General features: G+C 71.6%; 17 protein-coding genes. 8 read left to right on the top strand and 9 right to left on the bottom strand.

The window, feature by feature from the left end:
• Positions 1-17 precede the first annotated feature (17 nt).
• Positions 18-557 carry a hypothetical protein gene (locus BLW09_RS17830; protein ID WP_231946939.1) on the bottom strand — a complete coding sequence of 180 codons (540 nt, stop codon included), beginning with the start codon at positions 555-557 and terminating at the stop codon, positions 18-20.
• Between the two features lie 160 nt (positions 558-717).
• On the opposite strand from BLW09_RS17830, the gene BLW09_RS17825 reads away from it, so the two are divergent.
• Both BLW09_RS17825 and BLW09_RS17820 read left to right on the top strand, forming a co-directional pair.
• Positions 718-1,326 (top strand): RNA polymerase sigma factor, encoded by a 609-nt coding sequence (locus BLW09_RS17825; protein WP_089915946.1) that lies wholly within the window; start codon positions 718-720, stop codon positions 1,324-1,326.
• Positions 1,323-1,829, top strand: a complete 507-nt coding sequence (locus BLW09_RS17820) for a hypothetical protein (protein ID WP_089915943.1) — start codon at positions 1,323-1,325, stop codon at positions 1,827-1,829. Before BLW09_RS17825 ends, BLW09_RS17820 begins: the two co-directional genes overlap by 4 nt.
• A gap of 132 nt (positions 1,830-1,961) precedes the next feature.
• On the opposite strand, the gene BLW09_RS17815 is transcribed toward BLW09_RS17820, so the two are convergent.
• Entirely contained in the window at positions 1,962-3,386 is a 1,425-nt protein-coding gene (locus BLW09_RS17815) for a PucR family transcriptional regulator (protein WP_089915940.1), read from the bottom strand.
• A gap of 113 nt (positions 3,387-3,499) precedes the next feature.
• On the opposite strand from BLW09_RS17815, the gene BLW09_RS17810 reads away from it, so the two are divergent.
• On the top strand, positions 3,500-4,597 hold the full coding sequence (locus BLW09_RS17810) for an alcohol dehydrogenase catalytic domain-containing protein (RefSeq protein WP_089915938.1): 1,098 nt from the start codon (positions 3,500-3,502) through the stop codon (positions 4,595-4,597).
• Between the two features lie 31 nt (positions 4,598-4,628).
• Positions 4,629-6,062 carry an APC family permease gene (locus BLW09_RS17805; protein WP_089915935.1) on the top strand — a complete coding sequence of 478 codons (1,434 nt, stop codon included), beginning with the start codon at positions 4,629-4,631 and terminating at the stop codon, positions 6,060-6,062.
• A gap of 3 nt (positions 6,063-6,065) precedes the next feature.
• Here BLW09_RS17805 and BLW09_RS17800 read toward each other — a convergent pair whose 3' ends face one another.
• From BLW09_RS17800 to BLW09_RS17775, 6 genes are all read right to left on the bottom strand, one after another.
• Positions 6,066-7,277, bottom strand: a complete 1,212-nt coding sequence (locus BLW09_RS17800) for a sensor histidine kinase (protein ID WP_089915932.1) — start codon at positions 7,275-7,277, stop codon at positions 6,066-6,068.
• A complete protein-coding gene (locus BLW09_RS17795; protein ID WP_231946938.1) occupies positions 7,274-7,942 on the bottom strand; it encodes a response regulator transcription factor in 669 nt (222 codons plus the stop codon). Before BLW09_RS17795 ends, BLW09_RS17800 begins: the two co-directional genes overlap by 4 nt.
• Positions 7,943-7,992: 50 nt before the next feature.
• The gene (locus BLW09_RS17790; protein ID WP_089915926.1) at positions 7,993-8,751 is read right to left on the bottom strand and encodes an FAD:protein FMN transferase; all 759 of its coding nucleotides are present in this window, start codon (positions 8,749-8,751) and stop codon (positions 7,993-7,995) included.
• Positions 8,748-9,266 carry an FMN-binding protein gene (locus BLW09_RS17785; RefSeq protein ID WP_089915923.1) on the bottom strand — a complete coding sequence of 173 codons (519 nt, stop codon included), beginning with the start codon at positions 9,264-9,266 and terminating at the stop codon, positions 8,748-8,750. The genes BLW09_RS17790 and BLW09_RS17785 overlap by 4 nt, the downstream gene beginning before the upstream one ends.
• Positions 9,263-10,639: a ferredoxin reductase family protein gene (locus BLW09_RS17780; protein WP_089915921.1), complete on the bottom strand. Its 1,377-nt coding sequence runs from the start codon at positions 10,637-10,639 to the stop codon at positions 9,263-9,265. Before BLW09_RS17780 ends, BLW09_RS17785 begins: the two co-directional genes overlap by 4 nt.
• A gap of 94 nt (positions 10,640-10,733) precedes the next feature.
• Complete coding sequence (locus BLW09_RS17775; RefSeq protein ID WP_089915918.1) at positions 10,734-12,122, bottom strand: APC family permease; 1,389 nt, start codon at positions 12,120-12,122, stop codon at positions 10,734-10,736.
• 155 nt (positions 12,123-12,277) lie between these two features.
• Here BLW09_RS17775 and BLW09_RS17770 point away from each other — a divergent pair, with 155 nt between their 5' ends.
• The 4 genes from BLW09_RS17770 to BLW09_RS17755 all read left to right on the top strand — a co-directional run bounded on the left by BLW09_RS17770 (position 12,278) and on the right by BLW09_RS17755 (position 16,255).
• Entirely contained in the window at positions 12,278-12,970 is a 693-nt protein-coding gene (locus tag BLW09_RS17770; protein WP_089915915.1) for a hypothetical protein, read from the top strand.
• 152 nt (positions 12,971-13,122) lie between these two features.
• A complete protein-coding gene (locus BLW09_RS17765; RefSeq protein ID WP_089915912.1) occupies positions 13,123-13,884 on the top strand; it encodes an EAL domain-containing protein in 762 nt (253 codons plus the stop codon).
• A gap of 51 nt (positions 13,885-13,935) precedes the next feature.
• Positions 13,936-15,255, top strand: coding sequence for a sensor domain-containing diguanylate cyclase (locus tag BLW09_RS17760; protein WP_089915909.1), 1,320 nt, complete (start codon positions 13,936-13,938; stop codon positions 15,253-15,255).
• A gap of 67 nt (positions 15,256-15,322) precedes the next feature.
• Positions 15,323-16,255, top strand: a complete 933-nt coding sequence (locus tag BLW09_RS17755; protein ID WP_089915906.1) for a hypothetical protein — start codon at positions 15,323-15,325, stop codon at positions 16,253-16,255.
• Positions 16,256-16,298: 43 nt separating this feature from the next.
• On the opposite strand, the gene BLW09_RS17750 is transcribed toward BLW09_RS17755, so the two are convergent.
• Positions 16,299-18,233: a PKD domain-containing protein gene (locus tag BLW09_RS17750; RefSeq protein ID WP_089915902.1), complete on the bottom strand. Its 1,935-nt coding sequence runs from the start codon at positions 18,231-18,233 to the stop codon at positions 16,299-16,301.
• Positions 18,234-18,301 lie beyond the last annotated feature (68 nt).

Below are 18,301 nucleotides of genomic sequence, written 5' to 3'. Positions count from 1 at the left end.
GGCGGGGTTCCCGGAGGTCACCGGAGGGTCACCGAGTTGGCCTGGTCGTTCATGCTGCCCAGGGACGACGCGTTGACGGCGTAGCCGTACGACGCTCCGGTGTATCCCGTCCCCTGCCACAGCTTGGTGCTGCACCCCGAGAAGCTCTTGAACGAGCTCACGCGGCCCGACCATCCCACGGAGCCCAGTGGGCCGAAGTACCAGGTGGTGCTTCCGTTGCACGCACTCGAGTTGGTGATCTGGAAGAACGATCCGCCGTATCCGGCGTCGTCGTAGAGCTGGCTCTGCACGAAGGTGGCGCGGACGCCCGCGGGCAGGAGCCGGTCCGCGGGCGCAGCGCCGGCCAGCGCGTCCGGCTGCGCCGGAGGGGTGACGACCAGCAGGTGGGTCTGCTCCAGCACGGCCCGGTTCAGGTCCTCGCCGGGATCGACGCACACCAGGGTGCGGGTGCCCAGATCGTAGGAGCACGACTGCGCGGCCGGCTCGGCGGCGGACGCGGGCCCGGCGGTGGCCGACATCCCCACCAAGAGCGCGGTCAGGGCCACGGCCGACGCCATCGATCGACGCGCCGGAACAGACGATCCCCTCATCGATTCCCCCCTGGAGTGATCAGCACCCGGACCCCTGCCGGGCACGGCCATTCTGCCCCACCGATGTCGCGGCGACCGAATTCCGGATTCGCTGAGAGGATTCGGCGGGAGGACACATTTCCTGGGTATGAGCGAGTTGGCCGAGCCGCAGCGTGCGGCGGATGCGGGGGAGGAGTCCGTTCCGACGGACCTCGACCTCCTCCGCCGGCTCGCCGAGGGCAGCAAGGCCGCGCTCGCTGCCCTCTACGACCGGTACAGCCGTGTCGTCTACGCCTACACCGCCGCCCGCCTCGAACCCCGCGAGGATGTGGAGGAGATCAGCCAGGACGTCTTCGTCACCCTGTGGCGGAAGCGGGCGACGATCACCATCGCCGGCGAGTCGGCTCTTCCCTGGCTGCTCGTCACCAGCCGCAACCTGATCGCCAACCGCCGACGCTCTCTCCAGGTGGTGGAGAAGCGGCGCAGCGACAGCCCCGCCGACGTTTCGCTCGCCGACGTCCGCCCGGGGCCGGAGGAGCTCGCCGAACGCGGCCAGCTCCTGGCCTACGTCGACTCCGTGGTCGCCGCGCTCACCGAGCCCGACCGCGCCGTGTTCGAGCTGTGCATCCGCGGCGATCACAGCTATGAGGAGGCTGCCCGCCAGGTGGGCCTGAGCGAGGGAGCCGTCCGCAACCGCCTCTCGCGGCTCCGCGGTCGCCTCCGGAACGAACTCCGCACCCTCAGGGGGATGCCATGACCGCTCACGAGCTCCTGCCCACCGACGAGCGGTTCGAGCAGATCAAGGCGAATCTGTTCGAGACCATCGCCATCGACGACCGCCGCCGGACCCGGACGCACCGCATCATCGCCATCGGAGTGGCGGGGGCAATCGTCGCCGGAACGACCGCCGGGGCGATCGCCATCGCCCGCGCAGCCCAGGGTCAGGTCAACAACGTCACCGACTGCTACGCGGCCGCCGACCTCGGGTCCCGGCACGGCACGACCGTCATGGCGACGGCGGACCTCGACGAGAAGACGCCGAACGCCCTCGACCAGCGCATCCGCCTCGCAGAGGAGATGTGCGCGGCCACCTGGCGGATCGGCACGTTCTCACCGGAAGGGTCCTCCAGCACGGCGGACCTCCCGGTGCCCCACCTGGAGACCTGCCAGCTGCCCGACGGGCGACTGGCCGTGTTCCCCTCCGACCAGGCCCTCAGCGAGCTCTGCTCGCGGCTGGGCCTCACGATCCCGCACGAGTGATGAGAAGGGGTACTCCACGACGTGCGGGATAAGGGACGGTGCCCGCCGCATCCGACGCCTGGGGGTAGGCGGCGGCGGGCACCTTCCGACCTCACCTCGCGGCGACGCGCGACCGCGACTCGTGAGGGCGACTCACGCGTGCAGGGCGCGGAGGGCCAGCCACGCCGCCGTGCGGTCGTCCGCGTCGGCGAGCGAGAGCCCGAGCAGAGCCTCGATGCGATGGATGCGTGCCGTCAGGGTCTGCCGGTGCACCCCGAGGCGCTCCGCGGTCGCGCCCCACGCGCCGTTCTCGGCGAGGAAGACCCGCAGGGTCTCGGTCAGCTGTCCGTGGCGACCCGCGGCATCCCGTAACGGATCGAGCAGCCGCGCGATGCGCCGGGCGTCGTCGTCGTCGAGCCGGTCGAGGACGAGGGAGATGGTCGGGATGGCGCGGTAGCGCACGACGCGCCGCCCTTCGGCCCGCGCCGACTCGACCGCGTGCCGGGCTTCGGCGGCACTGCCGGCGAGAGCATCGGTCGGAGCCGGCGTTCCGACACCGAGGAACATCGCCGACGAGTAGGCCTCCACCCGGGCGGCCACCGCATCCACATGGTCGTCGCGGAGGAACCCGGTCACCACGCCGTGGCTCTCGGTGTGGATGTGGGCGGCGCCCAGCTCGTCGAGCCAGTGCGACACCAGCCGCTCCACCTCGACGGAGGCCGACCGCGCGGTGAGCGCGAACGCGGTGAGCGAGCTCTCGTGCACGCCCCACTGACGCAGCAGGGAGACGGCGGCGGGGCCGCCGGCGAGCAGCGCGTCGATCATGACTGCCCGCCCCAGGCGTTCGGTGCGCGTCGGATCGTCGGTCCGGAGCACCAGGTCGAGCAGCGCGGCCGCCTGCGACCCCAGCTCGCGGGCGCGGCTGGACGACTCCGTCCGCGGGCTGACGACCAGGCGGGCCGAGAGGTCTTCGCCGGAACCGACCGTGTGCACCTGCAGCGCCCGATGCCGCACGCGCACCGGCCGGGAGAGCGCGACGGCCATCGCATCCTGCACGTGCAGACCGCCTGCTCCCGCGCTCGTGATGACCTGACCGTGCCGGTCGAGGAGCACCGCCCAGCCGTCGATGCGATGGGCGAGCTCGGCGACGACGCCGGAGACGCCGCCGCGCCGCGCGGCCAGGGTCAGCACTTTCATGGCGCTCGTGACCGCCCGGTCCTCGGCGGCCTGGTCGACGGCCAGCAGCGCGGTGAGGGTGGGGACGAGCAGCGCGTCGGAGACGGCCGTCGCCACGATCGCCGTCGTGCCGGTCCGGGCGAGGGCGCGGAGGAGGGCCGGGTCCGCGCCGTGACTGACGACGACGGCGCTGCGGAGGGCCTCGGCGCGCTCGTCGCCCGCGGTGAGGGCCGTCGCCGCCGCGCGGGCCGGAGCCACGACGAGCGTGGCGAACGCGGGATGGCCGACCACCGAGAAGTCGTCGAGCCCGACCACCGCATCCACCCGCGTCCCCGCGTCGAGGCGCCCCTCGATCAGCCGGCCCGGGAGGGAGCGGGCGACGGAGGCGATGTCGCGGCTCATGGCCTCAGTGTACGGAATGTCGAAGCAGCGCCGCGGTTCCACACTTTCTCTGGATGACACCGGCAGTCGGCGGTTCCTAGCATCGAGCGAGACCCGCACACGAAGGAGTACCCATGCAGGCCGTCGTCTTCACGGAACCGTCCGAGCCCATCCAGTTCACCGAGGTGGAGCTGGCGGCGCCCGGCCCGGGGGAGGTGCGCGTGCGCATCGCCGCGGCCGGCGTGTGCCACTCGGACCTGCACGTGAAGCGCGGCGAATGGGATGCCCCGGCGCCGCTGGTGATGGGCCACGAGGGCTCCGGCGTCGTCACCGAGCTCGGCGACGGCGTCACCTCCCTCGCCGTCGGCGACCACGTCGTCCTCAGCTGGGTGCCGCCGTGCGGCGACTGCCGGTACTGCCGTTCCGGCCACGAGGCGCGCTGCCAGAAGGTGGCGACCATCGTCGCCCCGAAGGGCGTGCTGTTCGACGGCACCTCGCGGCTGTCCCGCGACGGCGAGACCATCCACCACTACCTCGGCGTCTCCTCGTTCGCCGAGGAGGTGGTCGTGCCGGCGTCCGGAGCCGTCAAGGTGCGCGACGACGCCCCGCTCGACGTCATCGCGGTCGTCGGCTGCGCGGTCGCGACCGGTGTCGGCGCCGTGCTGAACACGGCAGCGGTCGAGCCGGGCTCGACGGTCGCGGTGATCGGCTGCGGCGGGGTCGGCCTCAACGTCGTCCAGGGCGCGCGCCTCGCCGGAGCCGAGCGGATCGTCGCGATCGACGTCCTTCCTGACAAGACCCAGATGGCCCTCCAGTTCGGCGCCACCGACCGCATCGACGCCTCCCGCGCCGACGCCGTCGAGCAGCTGTTCGAACTCATCCCCGACGGCGTCGACTACGCGTTCGACGCGATCGGCCGCACCTCCACGACCGAGCAGGCCATCCGCATGCTGGGCCTCGGCGGCGCCGCGGTGATCGTCGGCCTGCCGCCAACGGGCGCGAAGGCGTCGTTCGAGCCGCTGGTGCTGGCGGAGGCCGACCAGCGCATCCTCGGCTCCAACTACGGCTCCGTGCGCCCGTCCATCGACATCCCCGCCCTGGTCGACCGCTACATGGACGGCCAGCTGCTGCTCGACCCGCTGATCTCGGGCAGGCGTCCCCTCGCCGAGGCGGCGGAAGCCTTCGACGACCTCGAGGCCGGCTCCGTGCTCCGCACCCTCCTCATCCCCTAGCCCCCGAACCCCGACGACTCACTGGAGAGCCATGTCAACCACTGAAACCCGGGCGAGCAGCCCCACCGACGCCGGACTCCGTCGCGGCGTGATGAGCGGCCCCGAGCTGGCCGCCCAGGCGATCGCGAACATCGCTCCGAGCGCCGTCATCGCGTTCACGGCGATGTCGATCTTCGTCGGCGCCGGCAACGGGACGATCTACTCGTTCGTCCTCGCCACCATCGTCATCCTCTGCGTCGGCTACTGCGTCGTCGTGTTCGCCCGCAAGCACGCCTCGGCGGGTTCGCTGTACACGTACGTGGCGAAAGGCCTCGGGCCGACCGGCGCCTACCTCGCCGGCGTGACGCTCGTCATCGGCTGCTGGGGAATCGCCGCCGGCTCGCTCGGCGGCGCGGTCTCGTACTTCAACCAGTTCCTGGTGCTGCTCGGCGTACCGGCGGGCGGCGTCGGCTGGTACATCGGCCTCGCCGTCGTCCTGGGCGGCCTGGCGACGCTGTTCACCATCCGCGGCATCCGGCTGTCGGCCCGGGTCTCCCTGGTGCTGGAGCTGATCTCGGTGACGATCATCACCATCCTGCTCATCGCCGCGCTGGTCTGGGCCGGCCCGGCGGCGTGGGACCCGGCGCAGGTGTTCGCCACCGGCGCGCCGTTCCAGGGCATCGCCGCCGGCATGGTGCTCGGCATCCTCGGCTTCGTCGGATTCTCGTCGGCGGACGCCCTGGGCCGCGAGGCGAAGAACCCGTACACCGCCATCCCGCGCGCCATCATGTGGAGCGCCGTCGTGGTCGGCGTCCTGTACGTTTTCGCCGCGTACACGCAGATCGCGGTGCTCCACGGCGACCTTGCGACCAGCGCCAGCCCGCTGGAGGACATCGCGAAGCTGATCGGGATGCCGGCGTGGTTCGGCCCGATCCTCACCTTCGGCGTCGGGGCGTCGTTCTTCGCCGTCGTCGTCGCGCCGCTCAACGTCGTCGGCCGCGTCATCTACGTGATGGGCAAGGAGGGCGTCGTGCCGGAGCGGTTCGGCCGGACGCACGAGCGCCACCTGACCCCGCACCGGGTGCTGCTGGTCGCCGGTCCCGCGGCGATCGTCCTCGACGTGATCCTGCTGGCCGTCGGCGCGAACCCGATGGACATCGTGGTCTGGGTCGACACGTACGGCACCTACGGCTACATGGTCGCGTACGCGCTCGTCGCCATCGCGTGCATCGCCTACACGCGCCGCGCGGGCATCCCGAACACGCTGGTCTGGGTGTGCGCGGTGGTCGCGGTCGCGGCGATGGCCTACGTGTTCTTCGCGAACGTGTGGCCGGTGCCCGCGTTCCCGCTCAACGTCATCCCGTACCTGTTCCTGCTGACGCTGGTCGGCGCCGTCGCCTGGTTCGTGTACCTGCGCAAGCGCCGTCCGCAGGTGATCCAGAACATCGGCAACACCGAGACGGACGCCCTGGAGGGCGTGGGCTGAGGCTCAGCGCCGACGCGGGAGGCGCACGGTGACGATCGCGCCTCCCGCGTCGCGGTTGGCGGCGCCGACCGTTCCGTGGTGGCGGCTCACCACCTCCGCGACGAGGGCGAGGCCGAGGCCGTAGTGACGGGCCCTGTCGGCGCCGGCCTGCGCATCCCGTGCCGTGGCGAAGCGCTCGAACGCACGATCCTCGACGCCGGAGGAGAACCCGGGCCCGTCGTCCTCCACGGTCAGGACGACGTGGTCGCGCGTGGCGGACACGGTCAGCCGGACGTCGCCGGCGGCGTGATCCAGCGCGTTGTCGACCAGGGCGACGATCATCCGCCGCAGTGAGACCGGCGCCCCGGTGACAGCGGCCTCCGGGTCGCTCCGCACGGCGATCGAGATCCCGCGCTCCGCCGCGCGGCCCTCCGCCGATCGCGCGACCGTCGCGGCAAGCTCGCCGAGATCGACGCCCTCGCTCTCCGCCGTCTGCCGCGGGTCGGCCACGGCCAGGAGGTCCTGCACGATCTCGGTCAGCGCCCGGCTGTCGTCGACGATCTCATCGAGCCCGGAACGCAGCTCGTCGTCCGTCCCGGACGACTGCGCCACCACATGGCGCCGGAGGAGTTGGGCGCGCGTGCTGAGCAGGGTCAGCGGAGTGCGGAGCTCGTGGCCCGCATCCGCGACGAATCGGCGCTGCAGGGCGAGAGCGTCCGCCAGGGGCCGGATCGACCGCCGGGCGAGCACGAGGCCGACGCCCCCAGCAGCGAGGGTGGCGATCGCTCCGGTGACGACCAGCGCGAGCACCAGGCGGTTCAGCTCCTCCTGCTGCTCGCCGAGCCCGTACGCGACCTGGACCACCTTGCCGTTGCGCACATCCGTCACCGTCAGGTAGCGCTCACCATCGGCCTCCACGGAGCCGGACACCGGCGTTCCCGTGCGCATGACCTGGTCGATCGCGTGCTCGTCGGGGAGTCCGTCCGGCATGTCGGGTGAGCTCTGGCGACCCTGCGGCGTGACGACGGTGACGAGGAGGTCCCGCGGGGCGTCATGCACCGAGTCGACCATCGAGGCGTCGGCGAGCGCCCGTCGCGCGGCTTCGGCCTGACCGGCGGCGACGACGCTGTAGACGACGATGCCGAGGGCGACGAACAGGCCGACGATGATCAGCGCGAACTGCGCCGCGAGCTTGAGGGAGGCGGACCGGAGTTCGCGGTCGTCGGTGACGCTCACGGGAGCGATCCCATCCGGTAGCCGATCCCGCGCACGGTCTCGACGAGCGATCGCCCGAACTTGCGGCGCAGATGGTGGACGTACGTGTCGACGACCCCGGGGTCGTCGGCGGCGGCGAACACCTCGTCCAGCAGCAGAGCGCGCGAGAAGACCTGCCCTGGCCGCCGGGCGAGCAGCTCCAGCAGGTCGGACTCCCGCTCGGAGAGCACTGTGCGCGAGCCGTCGTCGAGCGTGACCGTGCGGCTTCCGGTGTCGAGCCGGCCCCCGGGGAAGCGGACCATCGGGACGATCGCGGCCGCCCGGCGGGTGAGCGAGCGCACCCGGGCGACCAGCTCATCGATGTCGAACGGCTTCGCCAGGTAGTCCTCGGCGCCCGCGTTCAGCCCGTCGACGCGGTCGGGGGCCGTGCCGAGTGCGGAGAGCACCAGGATGGGCGTCGTCACGCCGTCATCGCGCAGACGCCGGAGCACATCCAGCCCGTCCACCGCGGGGAGCCCGCGGTCGAGCACGATCGCGTCGAACCCGCCGGTGAGGCCGAGGTGGAGCGCTCGCTGGCCGTCACGGGCGAGCTCGACGTCGAAGCCCTCCGAGCCGAGGAGCGCGTCGAGCATGCTCGCGAGGCGGCTGTCGTCCTCGGCGACCAGCACACGCGGCTTTCCGCTCACATCCGCAGTATAGGAGCCGGACGCGCCCTGCTCGGGTGCCGCGGCCGCCGTCACGGGGTGGTCACCGGGCGGGCGAACGCGAGGTCGCCGGCGGCGCGGATGCGGCCGGCCGCATCCACGGCGAGCACCCCGCGTGCGCCGGAGCGCAGCGCGTGACCGACGCCGTCCGGTCCCATCGCGAAGACGGTCGTCGCGAGCACATCCGCGGTCGTCAGGTCGTCCGCGACGACCGTCGCGCTCAGCAGCCCCGTGGCGGGTGTCCCGTCGCGGCCGTCCACGATGTGGGCTCCGCGTTCGTAGGCGCCCGAGGTGGCGACGGCCCCATCGGCGACCTCGAGGACGGCGAGCATGGCGGAGGCGTCGTGCGGCGAGCGGATGCCGACGCTCCAGCGGCGTCCGCCGCCCGGGCTCCCCGAGACGACGACGTCGCCGCCGGCGTTCAGGCAGAAGTCGCGCAGGCCGGCGGCCCGCAGCTCCTGTGCCGCGCGTGAGGCGGCCCATCCCTTCACGACGCCGTCGAGGTCCCAGGAGCCGTCGGCGCGGCGGATCCGGAACGCACCTTCCGAGGCGCGCGCGGCGGCCTCGCCGATGGCGACGACCTCGCGGAAGTCGGCGCTCCGCGCGGTCTCGGCCGCCTGCGCAGGGGAGGCATTGACGCGGCTCACCTCGCTGTCCGGGCGGTAGGTGCTGAAGCGCTCGTCCGCTTCACGCAGCACGCGGAAGGCGCGCTCGGCGGCGGCGCGCGCATCCACGTCGTCCCGCACATCGATGGACATCGGGATGCCCATGACCGTCTCGAGGAACCTCATCGCTGGTCGATCGCCGACTGCACCGACTGGATGTAGCCCTCGGAGGTGTAGGTGGCGCCCGACACGGTGTCGATGTTCGCCGACTGGGACGCGAGCACCTCCTGCTCGAGGATGGGAAGGGCCTGGCTGTTGATCTCGACGTCACGCCCGTCGCGGTCCGGGGCCTGGAGGGTCTTGAGGGCCGTGATCGTGGTGCCGGAGAAGGTGACTTCCACCTGCACGGCGCCGTAACGGGTGTCGACGGCCGAGCCGGTGATGGTCTTCGTGGCGGACGAGGACGACGAGGCCGTCGGCGTCGGGGTGGACGAGGCGGCCGAGCCGCTGCTCGACGTGCCCGACGATCCTGTTCCCGACCCGGTGGTCGTCGATCCGGTGCCCGACGCGGTCGAGTGGACGGAGGAGGACGCCGTGGTCACCTCGTCTCCGAGCCCGTAGAGCTTGAGGCCGACGGTCGCGCCCATCACGACGAGGATGACGGTGAAGAGGACGGTCCCCCGCCAGGATCTGCTGTTCATGACATGCTCAGTTCTTCTCGGTGGATGAATCGCTTGGGCATCCGGAGGGCGCGGAGGGAGGACTCGACGCGTTCGCCCATCCCCTCCGGGCCGCAGATGAACGCCTCCCAGTCGTGGAGGTCCGGGATGAGGTGGCGGAGCGGCTCGACGTCGAGGGGGTCGTAGCCGAGCTCCGAGCGCCGGCCGACCAGGGGGATCACCGTCACGCCGGGCAGGGCCTGCAGCTCGCCGAGCAGGGCCAGGTGCTGCGCCGATCGTGCCCGGTAGAGGACGACCGGGCGGGCTCCGCGGCGCGCCAGCTCCTCGGCCAGTGCGCGGATCGGACCGACGCCCGCACCGCCGGCGACCAGCAGGATGCGCGCGCGGCTCGCCCGGTCGGCGGTGAAGCGTCCGAACGGTCCCTCGGCGAAGACGAGCGACCCGGGCTTCAGCGCCGGCAGGCGGGTCGAGTGGTCGCCGATCGCCCCGACGGTGATCCGCAGGTATCCGTTGGCGGGGACGGCCGACACCGAGTAGGGGTGCGCCGTGCCCAGGTGGCCCCAGCTCAGGAAGCGGAACAGCAGGAAGTTGCCCGCTCGCACGCCCAGCTGCTCGACGTGCGGCCCGGTCAGCCAGACACTGCTCACGCCCTCGCTCTCCGGCACGACGGCGGCCACCCGCATCCGCCCCTTCCACGCGTCGAGCGTCGGCAGGATGAACCGCCAGGTCAGCACGGCGGAGGCGGTGCCGAGGTAGAGCGCGATCCAGAGCACGCGGTTCACCGGCGCGGAGACGAAATGCGCCCCGCCGCTCAGCTGGTGGAGGAAGGTGAGGAAGATCGAGACGTACGTGGTGAGGTGCAGCCAGTACCAGACCTCGTACGACAGCTTCGCGCGGATCAGCCGGGCGCTGCTGAGACCGACGACCAGGAAGGCGATCGTCCCGACGAGGGCCGTGAGCATGTCCGGGTAGTTCTGCAGGATGCTGACGAACTCCGTCCACGGCGGGTTCCTGTCGAGCAGCTCGCCGCCGAAGACCAGGAACAGCACGTGCGCCACGATGAGGAACAGCACGGATGCGCCCAGCGAGCGGTGCCAGGAGACCAGCCGGTCGAGGCCGACCGCCCGCTCGAACCACGGGACGCGGGCGATCAGCAGGATCTGCGCGCAGACCAGGAACCCGCCGACCATCCCGGCCAGCTCACCGATCGAGGTGAGGGCGTTCGCGGGCGTGGCGGCGAAACCGGCAGGGACGCTCAGCCACCACATCCCGAGAACGCCGACCACACCGAGGGCCAGGACCGCGCGCACCGTCCGCGCGCCCCGCCGGGGGTGGTCGGCGCGGCGCCGGGGCGCCGGTCGGGTCGGCGCGGGAGCGCTCAACGTCTGATCCATGTGTCCCACGATGCAGACGCATTCTTTGTGAATTCTTACGTGGGCTGGGAGCGGCCTATGCGCGCGGTATGAGTTGCGGACTCCCGCTCCTCTTCTATACCGCCTTGTTGAAGCCCGTCACCGGCTGGCTCTCGTCGAATCCGGCGACCGGACGCCGGAACCCGCGGGTGAGGAACAGCAGGTAGGCGAAGCCGATCACGGCCCAGACGATGCCGCCGATCAGCGCGTCGGCGTGGAGGTTCACCCACAGGATGCCGGTGAGCACCATCCCGATGCCCGGGAGGACGATGAACCGCACGATGTCCTTCGCAGTACGGCGGCGGCCCTGGCGGATCGCGAACCAGGCGATCACCGAGATGTTGACGAACGTGAACGCGATCAGGGCGCCGAAGTTGATGAACGCGGAGATCAGCTCGAGCGAGAACGCCATCGCCAGCAGCGAGATCACACCGACGAGCACGATGTTGAAGATCGGCGTCTGCGTCTTGGGGCTGATGTAACCGAAGAAGCGTCGGGGGAGGACGTTGTTGCGGCCCATCACCAGCAGCATCCGGCTGACGGACGCGTGCGACGCCAGGCCGGAGGCGAGCGTCGCGCAGAAGCCCGCGGAGACGAAGATCGCCTGGAACACCGGGCCGCCGACGATGCGTCCGATCTGGGGGAGCGGGTCGTCGGTGAACTCGCCGAACGGCGCGTTGGTCGGGAAGCGCAGCTGGGTGAAGTAGGCGGCGACCAGGAAGATCGCTCCGCCGATGATCACCGTGAAGAGGATGGCGCGGGGCATGATCTTCGGCGTCTTCGCCTCCTCCGCGTACATCGTGACCGCGTCGAAGCCGATGAACGAGAAGCAGACGACGGTCGCTCCGGTCAGGATGGCGCCGAGCGTCACCCCGTCGTGGACGAATGGCTTCACCGAGGCGACCGTGCCGTCCCCGGCGCCGCCGGCGAGCTGGACGACGACCATGACCACGAACACCGTCATCACGGCGACCGCGAACACCAGCAGGATCATGTTGACGTTCGAGGTTCCGCGCATCGTCACGGCGATCAGAGTCGTCACCCCGGCGCAGTAGACGACCACCCAGATCCAGCCGGGGACGGCGGGGAACAGCTGCTCCAGGTACAGCCGGATGATCAGGCAGTTGACCATCGGGAGCAGCACGTAGTCGACAAGCGAGGTCCAGCCGACCATGAATCCCAGGTTCGGGTGGATGGACTCCCGCACGTAGGTGTAGGCGGAGCCGGCGCTGGGGATGGCACCCGCCATCTTGCCGTAGCTGATCGCGGTGAACATCATCACGACGAGGGCCACCAGGTAGGCGGCAGGCACGACGCCGTGCGTCTGCCCGGAGACGATGCCGAAGGTGTCGAAGACGACCGTCGGCGTCATGTAGCCGAGGCCCAGCCCGACGATGGCCCACAGTCCGAGGCTGCGCCGCAGCGAGGCGTCCTTCGCGGTCGTCGTCGGCAGGGTGGTCGTCACAGGCGTCTCCTTCGGTACCGGTTCCAGCGGCGGCGACTACGACATCGTGGATGCGGAGAGGACGCCGACTGCCCCTCGACGTTAGCCGATCCTGCCGCCCGGCTCGGAACTCGGGGCGGCAGGTGCGATGCTGGCACTGACGAAGGGAACGAGCAGTGGACGACAACGCGTTCTTCGAGCGGGCGATCCTCGCATCGGCCGCCGGCCTCGGTGACGATGACGCCATCCGGCAGCTGGGCGAACTGTTCAGCCCCGACGAGCTGGCAGCATGGAGGGCCTCGCGCACCGCCGCCATCCCCGTCGTCGTCCCGGTCGGGCACGACGACGAGGGCGACCGCTATTGGGCCGATTGGGGCGACTTCGGCATCCAGGGCACATCGCCTTCGTCGTACGAGGAGGCCATCGCCGACCTCGCCGGGCACGTCCGCTCCTGGGCCCAGGCGACGGACGGCGGCGAGCGCGCCCTCGGCCGCACCGACGCCGTCCGTGCGCTCGCCGCCGAGGTCGCCGCCCTGGGCGACGAGGATCTGCACACCTACCTCCTCGTCCGCGCATCCTTCGACCGGGGACACCTCACATTCGGGATCGCCGACTTCGTCGAAGAGGACGGCACCACGACGCAGCGCGCCGTCCCGTTCGACGAGGGCCGCCCGCCCGCGGAGATCGACCTCCCGGTGGATGGGCGGATGAAGACCTACCAGAGCAGCGTCCGCGGCGATCGCGTCGCGTTCTCGCCGGTGGGCTCGGGCCCGAGCATCGTGGACACGCACCGCCAGGAGGACCCCACCGGCGACTTCGACGCGGAGTTCCCGCGCCCGGATCTGCGCCCGCGGGAGCCGGAATGGTGACACCGGAGGTCGCTGTCGCCGAAAGCCGTCAGCGGGACACCCGCCCGACGTTCCGCTGATCGCCTCCGGGCACAGCCCGTTGACACGGGGTGCGCACGCGGGCACTATCGCGTCCAGGCCGGAAGACCGGGTGGCCGACGAGAGGGGTCCACGTGGCAGGGTGCGAGGTGGAGGCGCGAGAACTGTCCGACGCCATCGCTGCGCACGAGCTCGAGGTGCACGTCCAGCCTCAGATCGACCTGGCGACCGGCGAGATCGTGGCCGTCGAAGGCCTCAGCCGGTGGACGCATCCCACCCGAGGTCCGATCCCCCCCGCGGAGTTCGTGGCGCTCGCCGAGGCCAGCGGCTCCATCCACGAGCTCGGCCTGTTCGCGCTGCGCGAGTGCTGCCGCATCGGCCGCGACTGGCGGGAGCGCGGCTGGGAGCTCGCCATCGCCGTCAACGTGTCGCCCCTGCAGCTCGAGACGGACCGCTTCTTCGACGAACTGGAGCGCCAGCTGGCCGAGTCGGGCCTGCCTCCCGCCGACCTGATCGTCGAGGTGACGGAGGCCGAGCGCATCGACGACTACGCGGTCGTCGCCGGCCGGCTCGACATCGTGCAGCAGTGGGGCGTCACCGTGTCGATCGATGACTTCGGGGCCGGCCACTCCTCCATCGAGCGAGCGGTGGGCGTGCACGCGCGGGAGCTCAAGCTCGACCGCAGCCTCGTCGCCCGCGGCGACTGGGACGCCGTCGGCGACGCGGTCGCGATCGCCCAGCACAGCGGGATGCGGGTCGTCGCGGAGGGCATCGAGACCAGAGAGCAGCTCGAGCAGATCCGCTCGTCGGGGTGCGACCGGGCCCAGGGCTACTACATCGCGCGCCCCTGCCCTCCCGACGACTTGGGTGACCGACTCGGATCATTCGTGCGCTAAGTTCAATCTGTCCTCGCCGCGAAGCGGCCCAGCCATCCGAAGGAGAGTGCGGTGCGGCCCATTGCTGCGGACGACCTGCCCTGCGCACTCGTCGAGGTGGACGCAGACGGCCGCATCCAGGACGCCAACGATCTCTTCGTCTCGTGGACCGGCCTCTCGATGGCCGAGCTGCAGGGCCGAGCGTTCAGCTCGCTGCGCACCAGCATCCCCACCGTCGACGGTCGCGCCGACGGCCTCATCCGGCTCGCGCACGTGGACGGGTCGTCGAGAGCCGTCATCGTGGGCCGCCGCGAGACCGGGGCCGGCGAGCTGCTGACACTGGTGGATGCGACAGAGCGCGCGGAGCACGAGCAGGAGATGGCGCGCTCGCACGCTCTCGAGGAGCGGACGCGCAACCGTCTCGAACTGATCATCGACTCGTCGATCGCCTTCTCGGCGGCGACGAACGAACAGTCGCTCGCCGACATCCTCGCGACGACCGTGGCCAAGGCGTACCAGGCGGAGCAGTCGGCGGTCTTCCTGATCGACGAGTCCGGGACGTTCGCGCAGGCCTCAGGCAGCAACCCGCTCCGCTCGGTCGAACAGACCGGATCGCTCGTGACGCAGGCCTCCCAGCTCCGCAGCGTCGTCGCGCTCAGCGGTGCGGCGGCCGCGGACGAGATCGCCCCCGTGCTCGGGCAGGCCATGCGCGACGCGGGCGTCCATGCCGTTCTCGTGGCGCCCATCCAGCACGACGACGTGCTCTTCGGGCTCTTCGCCGCGTTCTTCCTCCACCCGCGGCAGTTCGACTCCGAGGCCGCCCCGCTGGCCGACGCACTGGCCGGCCAGGCCGCGCAGACCATCACCACCCTGCGCCTGCAGCGGCAGCTGGAGCACGCGGCGATGCACGACGAGACCACCGGGCTTCCGAACCGCCGGCGCCTCGAGACGCAGCTGGTGGAGTACCAGAGCTCGACCTCCACCCTGGTGGCCACCCTGTTCATCGACCTGGACGGGTTCAAGCGCGTGAACGACGCCCTCGGCCACCACACGGGCGACCTCCTGCTCCGCGAGGTCGGCCTGCGGCTGCAGGCGGCCGTCCGTCAGGAGGACCTGGTCGCGCGCTACGGCGGCGACGAGTTCGTGGTGGTCTGCGAGGTGCCAGAGGTGGCAGCGGCGGAGGACGTCGCCGATCGCATCCGCCACTCCATCGAGCAGCCCTTCCAGGACATTCCGGAGGGCTTCCCGATCAGCGCGAGCGTCGGGATGTCGATCGCGCGCACCCAGGACCCGGCCTGGAACCCGGACCGCCTCATCCGCGAAGCCGACCACGCCATGTACTCGGCGAAGAACGCCGGCGGCAACCGCGTGGTGGGCGCGCCCGTCGCCTGAAGCCGGTCCGGCGCTTCGGGGCCCACGGGACTGTCGCAGAGCGAATGTCGCGGCTACGGTGGCGCGCATGGATGTGGTCGACTGGCTTCTCGATTCCGATCCGGCGATCCGCTGGCAGGTGCTTCAGGACCTCGCCGGAGCATCGCCCGACGAGGTCGCCGCGGAGCGCGCCCGCGTTGCGACGGAGGGCTGGGGCGCGACCGTCCTCGCCGAGCAGGCGGAGGACGGGCTCTGGGACGGCGGCACGTACCGGCCGGGGTGGATCCCGCCCGAGCGCGACGGCTTCGACGCCTGGAGCGGAACGCACTTCAGTCTCCAGCAGCTCGTCGACTTCGGGCTCGATCCCGTCAGCCCCCAGGCGCGGACGGCCGTCGCCCGCGTCCGCGAGAACGTGCGCTGGGAGCACGCGGGCGAGCCGTACTTCGACGGCGAGACCGAGCCGTGCATCAACGGCGTCGCGCTGACCATCGCCGCGTACTTCGGTGAGGGCGGCGATCGGATCGCACGGACGCTCGTCGGCTCGCGCCTGGAGGACGGCGGCTGGAACTGCTGGGCGGAGTTCGGCGCGCGGGTGTCGTCCTACCACTCCACCATCTGCGCCGTGGAGGGACTGCGGGCCTGGATGCGCGCCGGCGGCGACGACCAGCGTGCGACGGAGGTCGTCGAGGCCGGCGAGGAGTACCTCCTGGAGCGCGGCCTCTACCGGCGGCGCACGGACGGATCCGTCCCCGACCCGCGGATGACGATGCTGTCGTACCCGGTGCGCTGGTACCACGACATCCTGCGCGGGCTGGAGCACTTCCGGCAGCAGGACCGCCGCGACCCGCGCCTGGCGGACGCCGTGGAGCTGGTCCGGGGCAAGGCGGACGGCGACGGCCGGTGGGTTCTCGAGAACCTCCACGAGGGGCCCGTGATCGTCGAGTTCGAGATGGAGGGGTTCCAGAGCCGGTGGGTGACTCTCCGGGCGCTCCGCGTCCTGCGCTGGTGGGACGCGGCCTGAGGCGCATCCCGAGGCCGGCGCATCCCGCGCCTGTGCTCCCGGGTCAGGGCTTGACGGCGGTCAGATCGTCGACGCTCAGGGTGACCGGTGCGTTGGCGACCCCGCCGGAGAGGTATCCGGTCACCGCCAGGCCGCCCGCGCCCTGGAGGGCGGCGGTGCTGTCGGTGGCCGACCGCTGCCACGCCGAGGGCTCGGCGCTGCCGTCCGCCCAGGCCTTGGTCTCCACGAGCGTCGGGGCGGTACCGGTCGTCCGCATCCGCACGTTGAGGCGCATGCCCGCGGTGTAGGTGACGTTCGGCACGGTGACCGAGGACTGCACGACGACTTCGTTCCCGCCGTTCTGGTCGACGCGGACGATCTGGATGGTGACCTTGCCCGCCGCCGAGACGATCAGCTTCGACCCGTACGAGCCGGCCGTCGCGATCCGCCGACCCTGGACCGTCACGTACACGTTGCCGGAAGACGGCAGCTTGTCGATCGCGAGGCCGAGCCGGAGGTCGATCCCGGTCGCGCTCACACCGGGCAGGCGCCCGGTTCCGCCCGAGCCTGCCGGGAGCTGGATGCGTCCGGTCCCGCCCGCCACCGCGTACAGGCTGGAGCTGCCGGAGACGGACCAGGTGCCGCCGGTCGGCGCCGTGCCCCAGCCGTTCGTGACCGCGCGCTCGAACGGATCGGCGGCGAGGGTGTCGGGTGGCGGCGGTGGTGCGGTGACGACGAGGGTGCGCGTCGTCGCGGCGGTCGCGCCTCCGTCGTCCAGCACGGTCAGCCGCGCTGTGTAGGTGCCGGCGACGGCGTACGTGTGCGCGATGGTCCCGCCGGTGCCCGACGATCCGTCGCCGAAGTCCCAGGCGAACGACGTGATGACGCCGTCCGGATCGGTCGAGCCCGTCCCGTCCAGCGAGCACGTCAGGTCGGCGCAGGAGGCGGCGAAGACGGCGTTCGGGGGCTGGTTCCCGGCGGCGGGCGGCCCGACCGTGAAGCCGTCGGTGAACGACGCTCCCGCGGCGCGGACGAACGACGCGGTCAGCTGGGTCGCGGTCGCGCTGACGTCGAGCGAGCCGTAGACGGGCGTTGCCGCGCTGCCGTATGCGGCGGCGAAGTAGCCGGCCTCGCTGTCGGCCGGGTGGACGTCGTAGTTGCCGTTCCCTCCGGTGCCGACGGTCGCGAAGACGGTCCCCGACCCTTTCACCAGGGTGCTGTCGGCGTCCGCCACGCACGCAGCGGTGGAGGTTCCCGGCGTGATGGCCGGGCAGCCTGCTCCCGTCGCCAGCTGCTTGCTGCGCTGATAGAGGTGCTCGTGTCCGGTGAGCACGAGATCCACGCGCTTCGACACCAGCAGGTTGAGGAGGTCGGCCCCGGCTTCGCAGGGGTAGTCGCCCAGCGAGAGGCAGGGCTTGTGCATGCCGACGACGACCCACGGCGTCCCGGCCGTCCTCGCCCCGTCGATGGCGGCCTGCGTCCACGCGTAATGGGATGTGCCGGACGCGTACGTCCAGGTGCCGTCGGAGAAGGGGAGGCCGGGCGAGATCATGATGAACCGCACCAGCGGGGCGCCCTGCGGCACGTCGACGTAGTACTCGCGGCCGTACGTGCCGACCGCGCCGGGGAGCTGGTTGGGCAGGCAGGCGGAGAAGTCGTTGATGTTGCCGTTCTGGCCGCTGCTCTCGTGGTTGCCGGAGACGAGCTCGAACGGGAAGCCGGGCCCCGTCCTGCTGGTGACGAGGTCGCACCAGGCCTGCTCCTGCCCGGTGGCGCCGTAGGAGAGATCGCCGAGGGCGAGGTGAAGGTCGGGGCCCAGGTTCTTGATGCCGGTGAGCACCGCCTGCGCCGAGGCGCCCGGTCCGTAGTCGCCCGACGCGGTGAAGTGGACGCTGCCCGCTCCGGCCGCAACGCCCTCGACGCTCTGCGGAACGCTGACGCTGAGAACGACCGCCGCGGCGGCCAGTGCCGCTACGGCGAGGATTCGATGCTTGGCCATCGCCGACGCTCCCCGGCCCGTTCCGTTGCGGGCCTGTCGCGGCACAGGCTAGCGCGCGCCGGGCTCCA

This window comes from Leifsonia sp. 21MFCrub1.1, assembly GCF_900107895.1.
GTDB classification, from domain to species: Bacteria; Actinomycetota; Actinomycetes; order Actinomycetales; family Microbacteriaceae; genus Leifsonia; species Leifsonia soli.
Note: the sequence above shows the minus strand (reverse complement) of the source record. Positions and strands in the feature narration are given on the sequence as shown.

Coding starts and splice junctions, on each gene's coding strand:
- BLW09_RS17830 (WP_231946939.1), bottom strand. CDS start 557: ATGGCGTCGGCCGTGGCCCTGACCGCGCTCTTGGTGGGGATGTCGGCC.
- BLW09_RS17825 (WP_089915946.1), top strand. CDS start 718: ATGAGCGAGTTGGCCGAGCCGCAGCGTGCGGCGGATGCGGGGGAGGAG.
- BLW09_RS17820 (WP_089915943.1), top strand. CDS start 1,323: ATGACCGCTCACGAGCTCCTGCCCACCGACGAGCGGTTCGAGCAGATC.
- BLW09_RS17815 (WP_089915940.1), bottom strand. CDS start 3,386: ATGAGCCGCGACATCGCCTCCGTCGCCCGCTCCCTCCCGGGCCGGCTG.
- BLW09_RS17810 (WP_089915938.1), top strand. CDS start 3,500: ATGCAGGCCGTCGTCTTCACGGAACCGTCCGAGCCCATCCAGTTCACC.
- BLW09_RS17805 (WP_089915935.1), top strand. CDS start 4,629: ATGTCAACCACTGAAACCCGGGCGAGCAGCCCCACCGACGCCGGACTC.
- BLW09_RS17790 (WP_089915926.1), bottom strand. CDS start 8,751: ATGAGGTTCCTCGAGACGGTCATGGGCATCCCGATGTCCATCGATGTG.
- BLW09_RS17785 (WP_089915923.1), bottom strand. CDS start 9,266: ATGAACAGCAGATCCTGGCGGGGGACCGTCCTCTTCACCGTCATCCTC.
- BLW09_RS17780 (WP_089915921.1), bottom strand. CDS start 10,639: ATGGATCAGACGTTGAGCGCTCCCGCGCCGACCCGACCGGCGCCCCGG.
- BLW09_RS17755 (WP_089915906.1), top strand. CDS start 15,323: ATGGATGTGGTCGACTGGCTTCTCGATTCCGATCCGGCGATCCGCTGG.
- BLW09_RS17750 (WP_089915902.1), bottom strand. CDS start 18,233: ATGGCCAAGCATCGAATCCTCGCCGTAGCGGCACTGGCCGCCGCGGCG.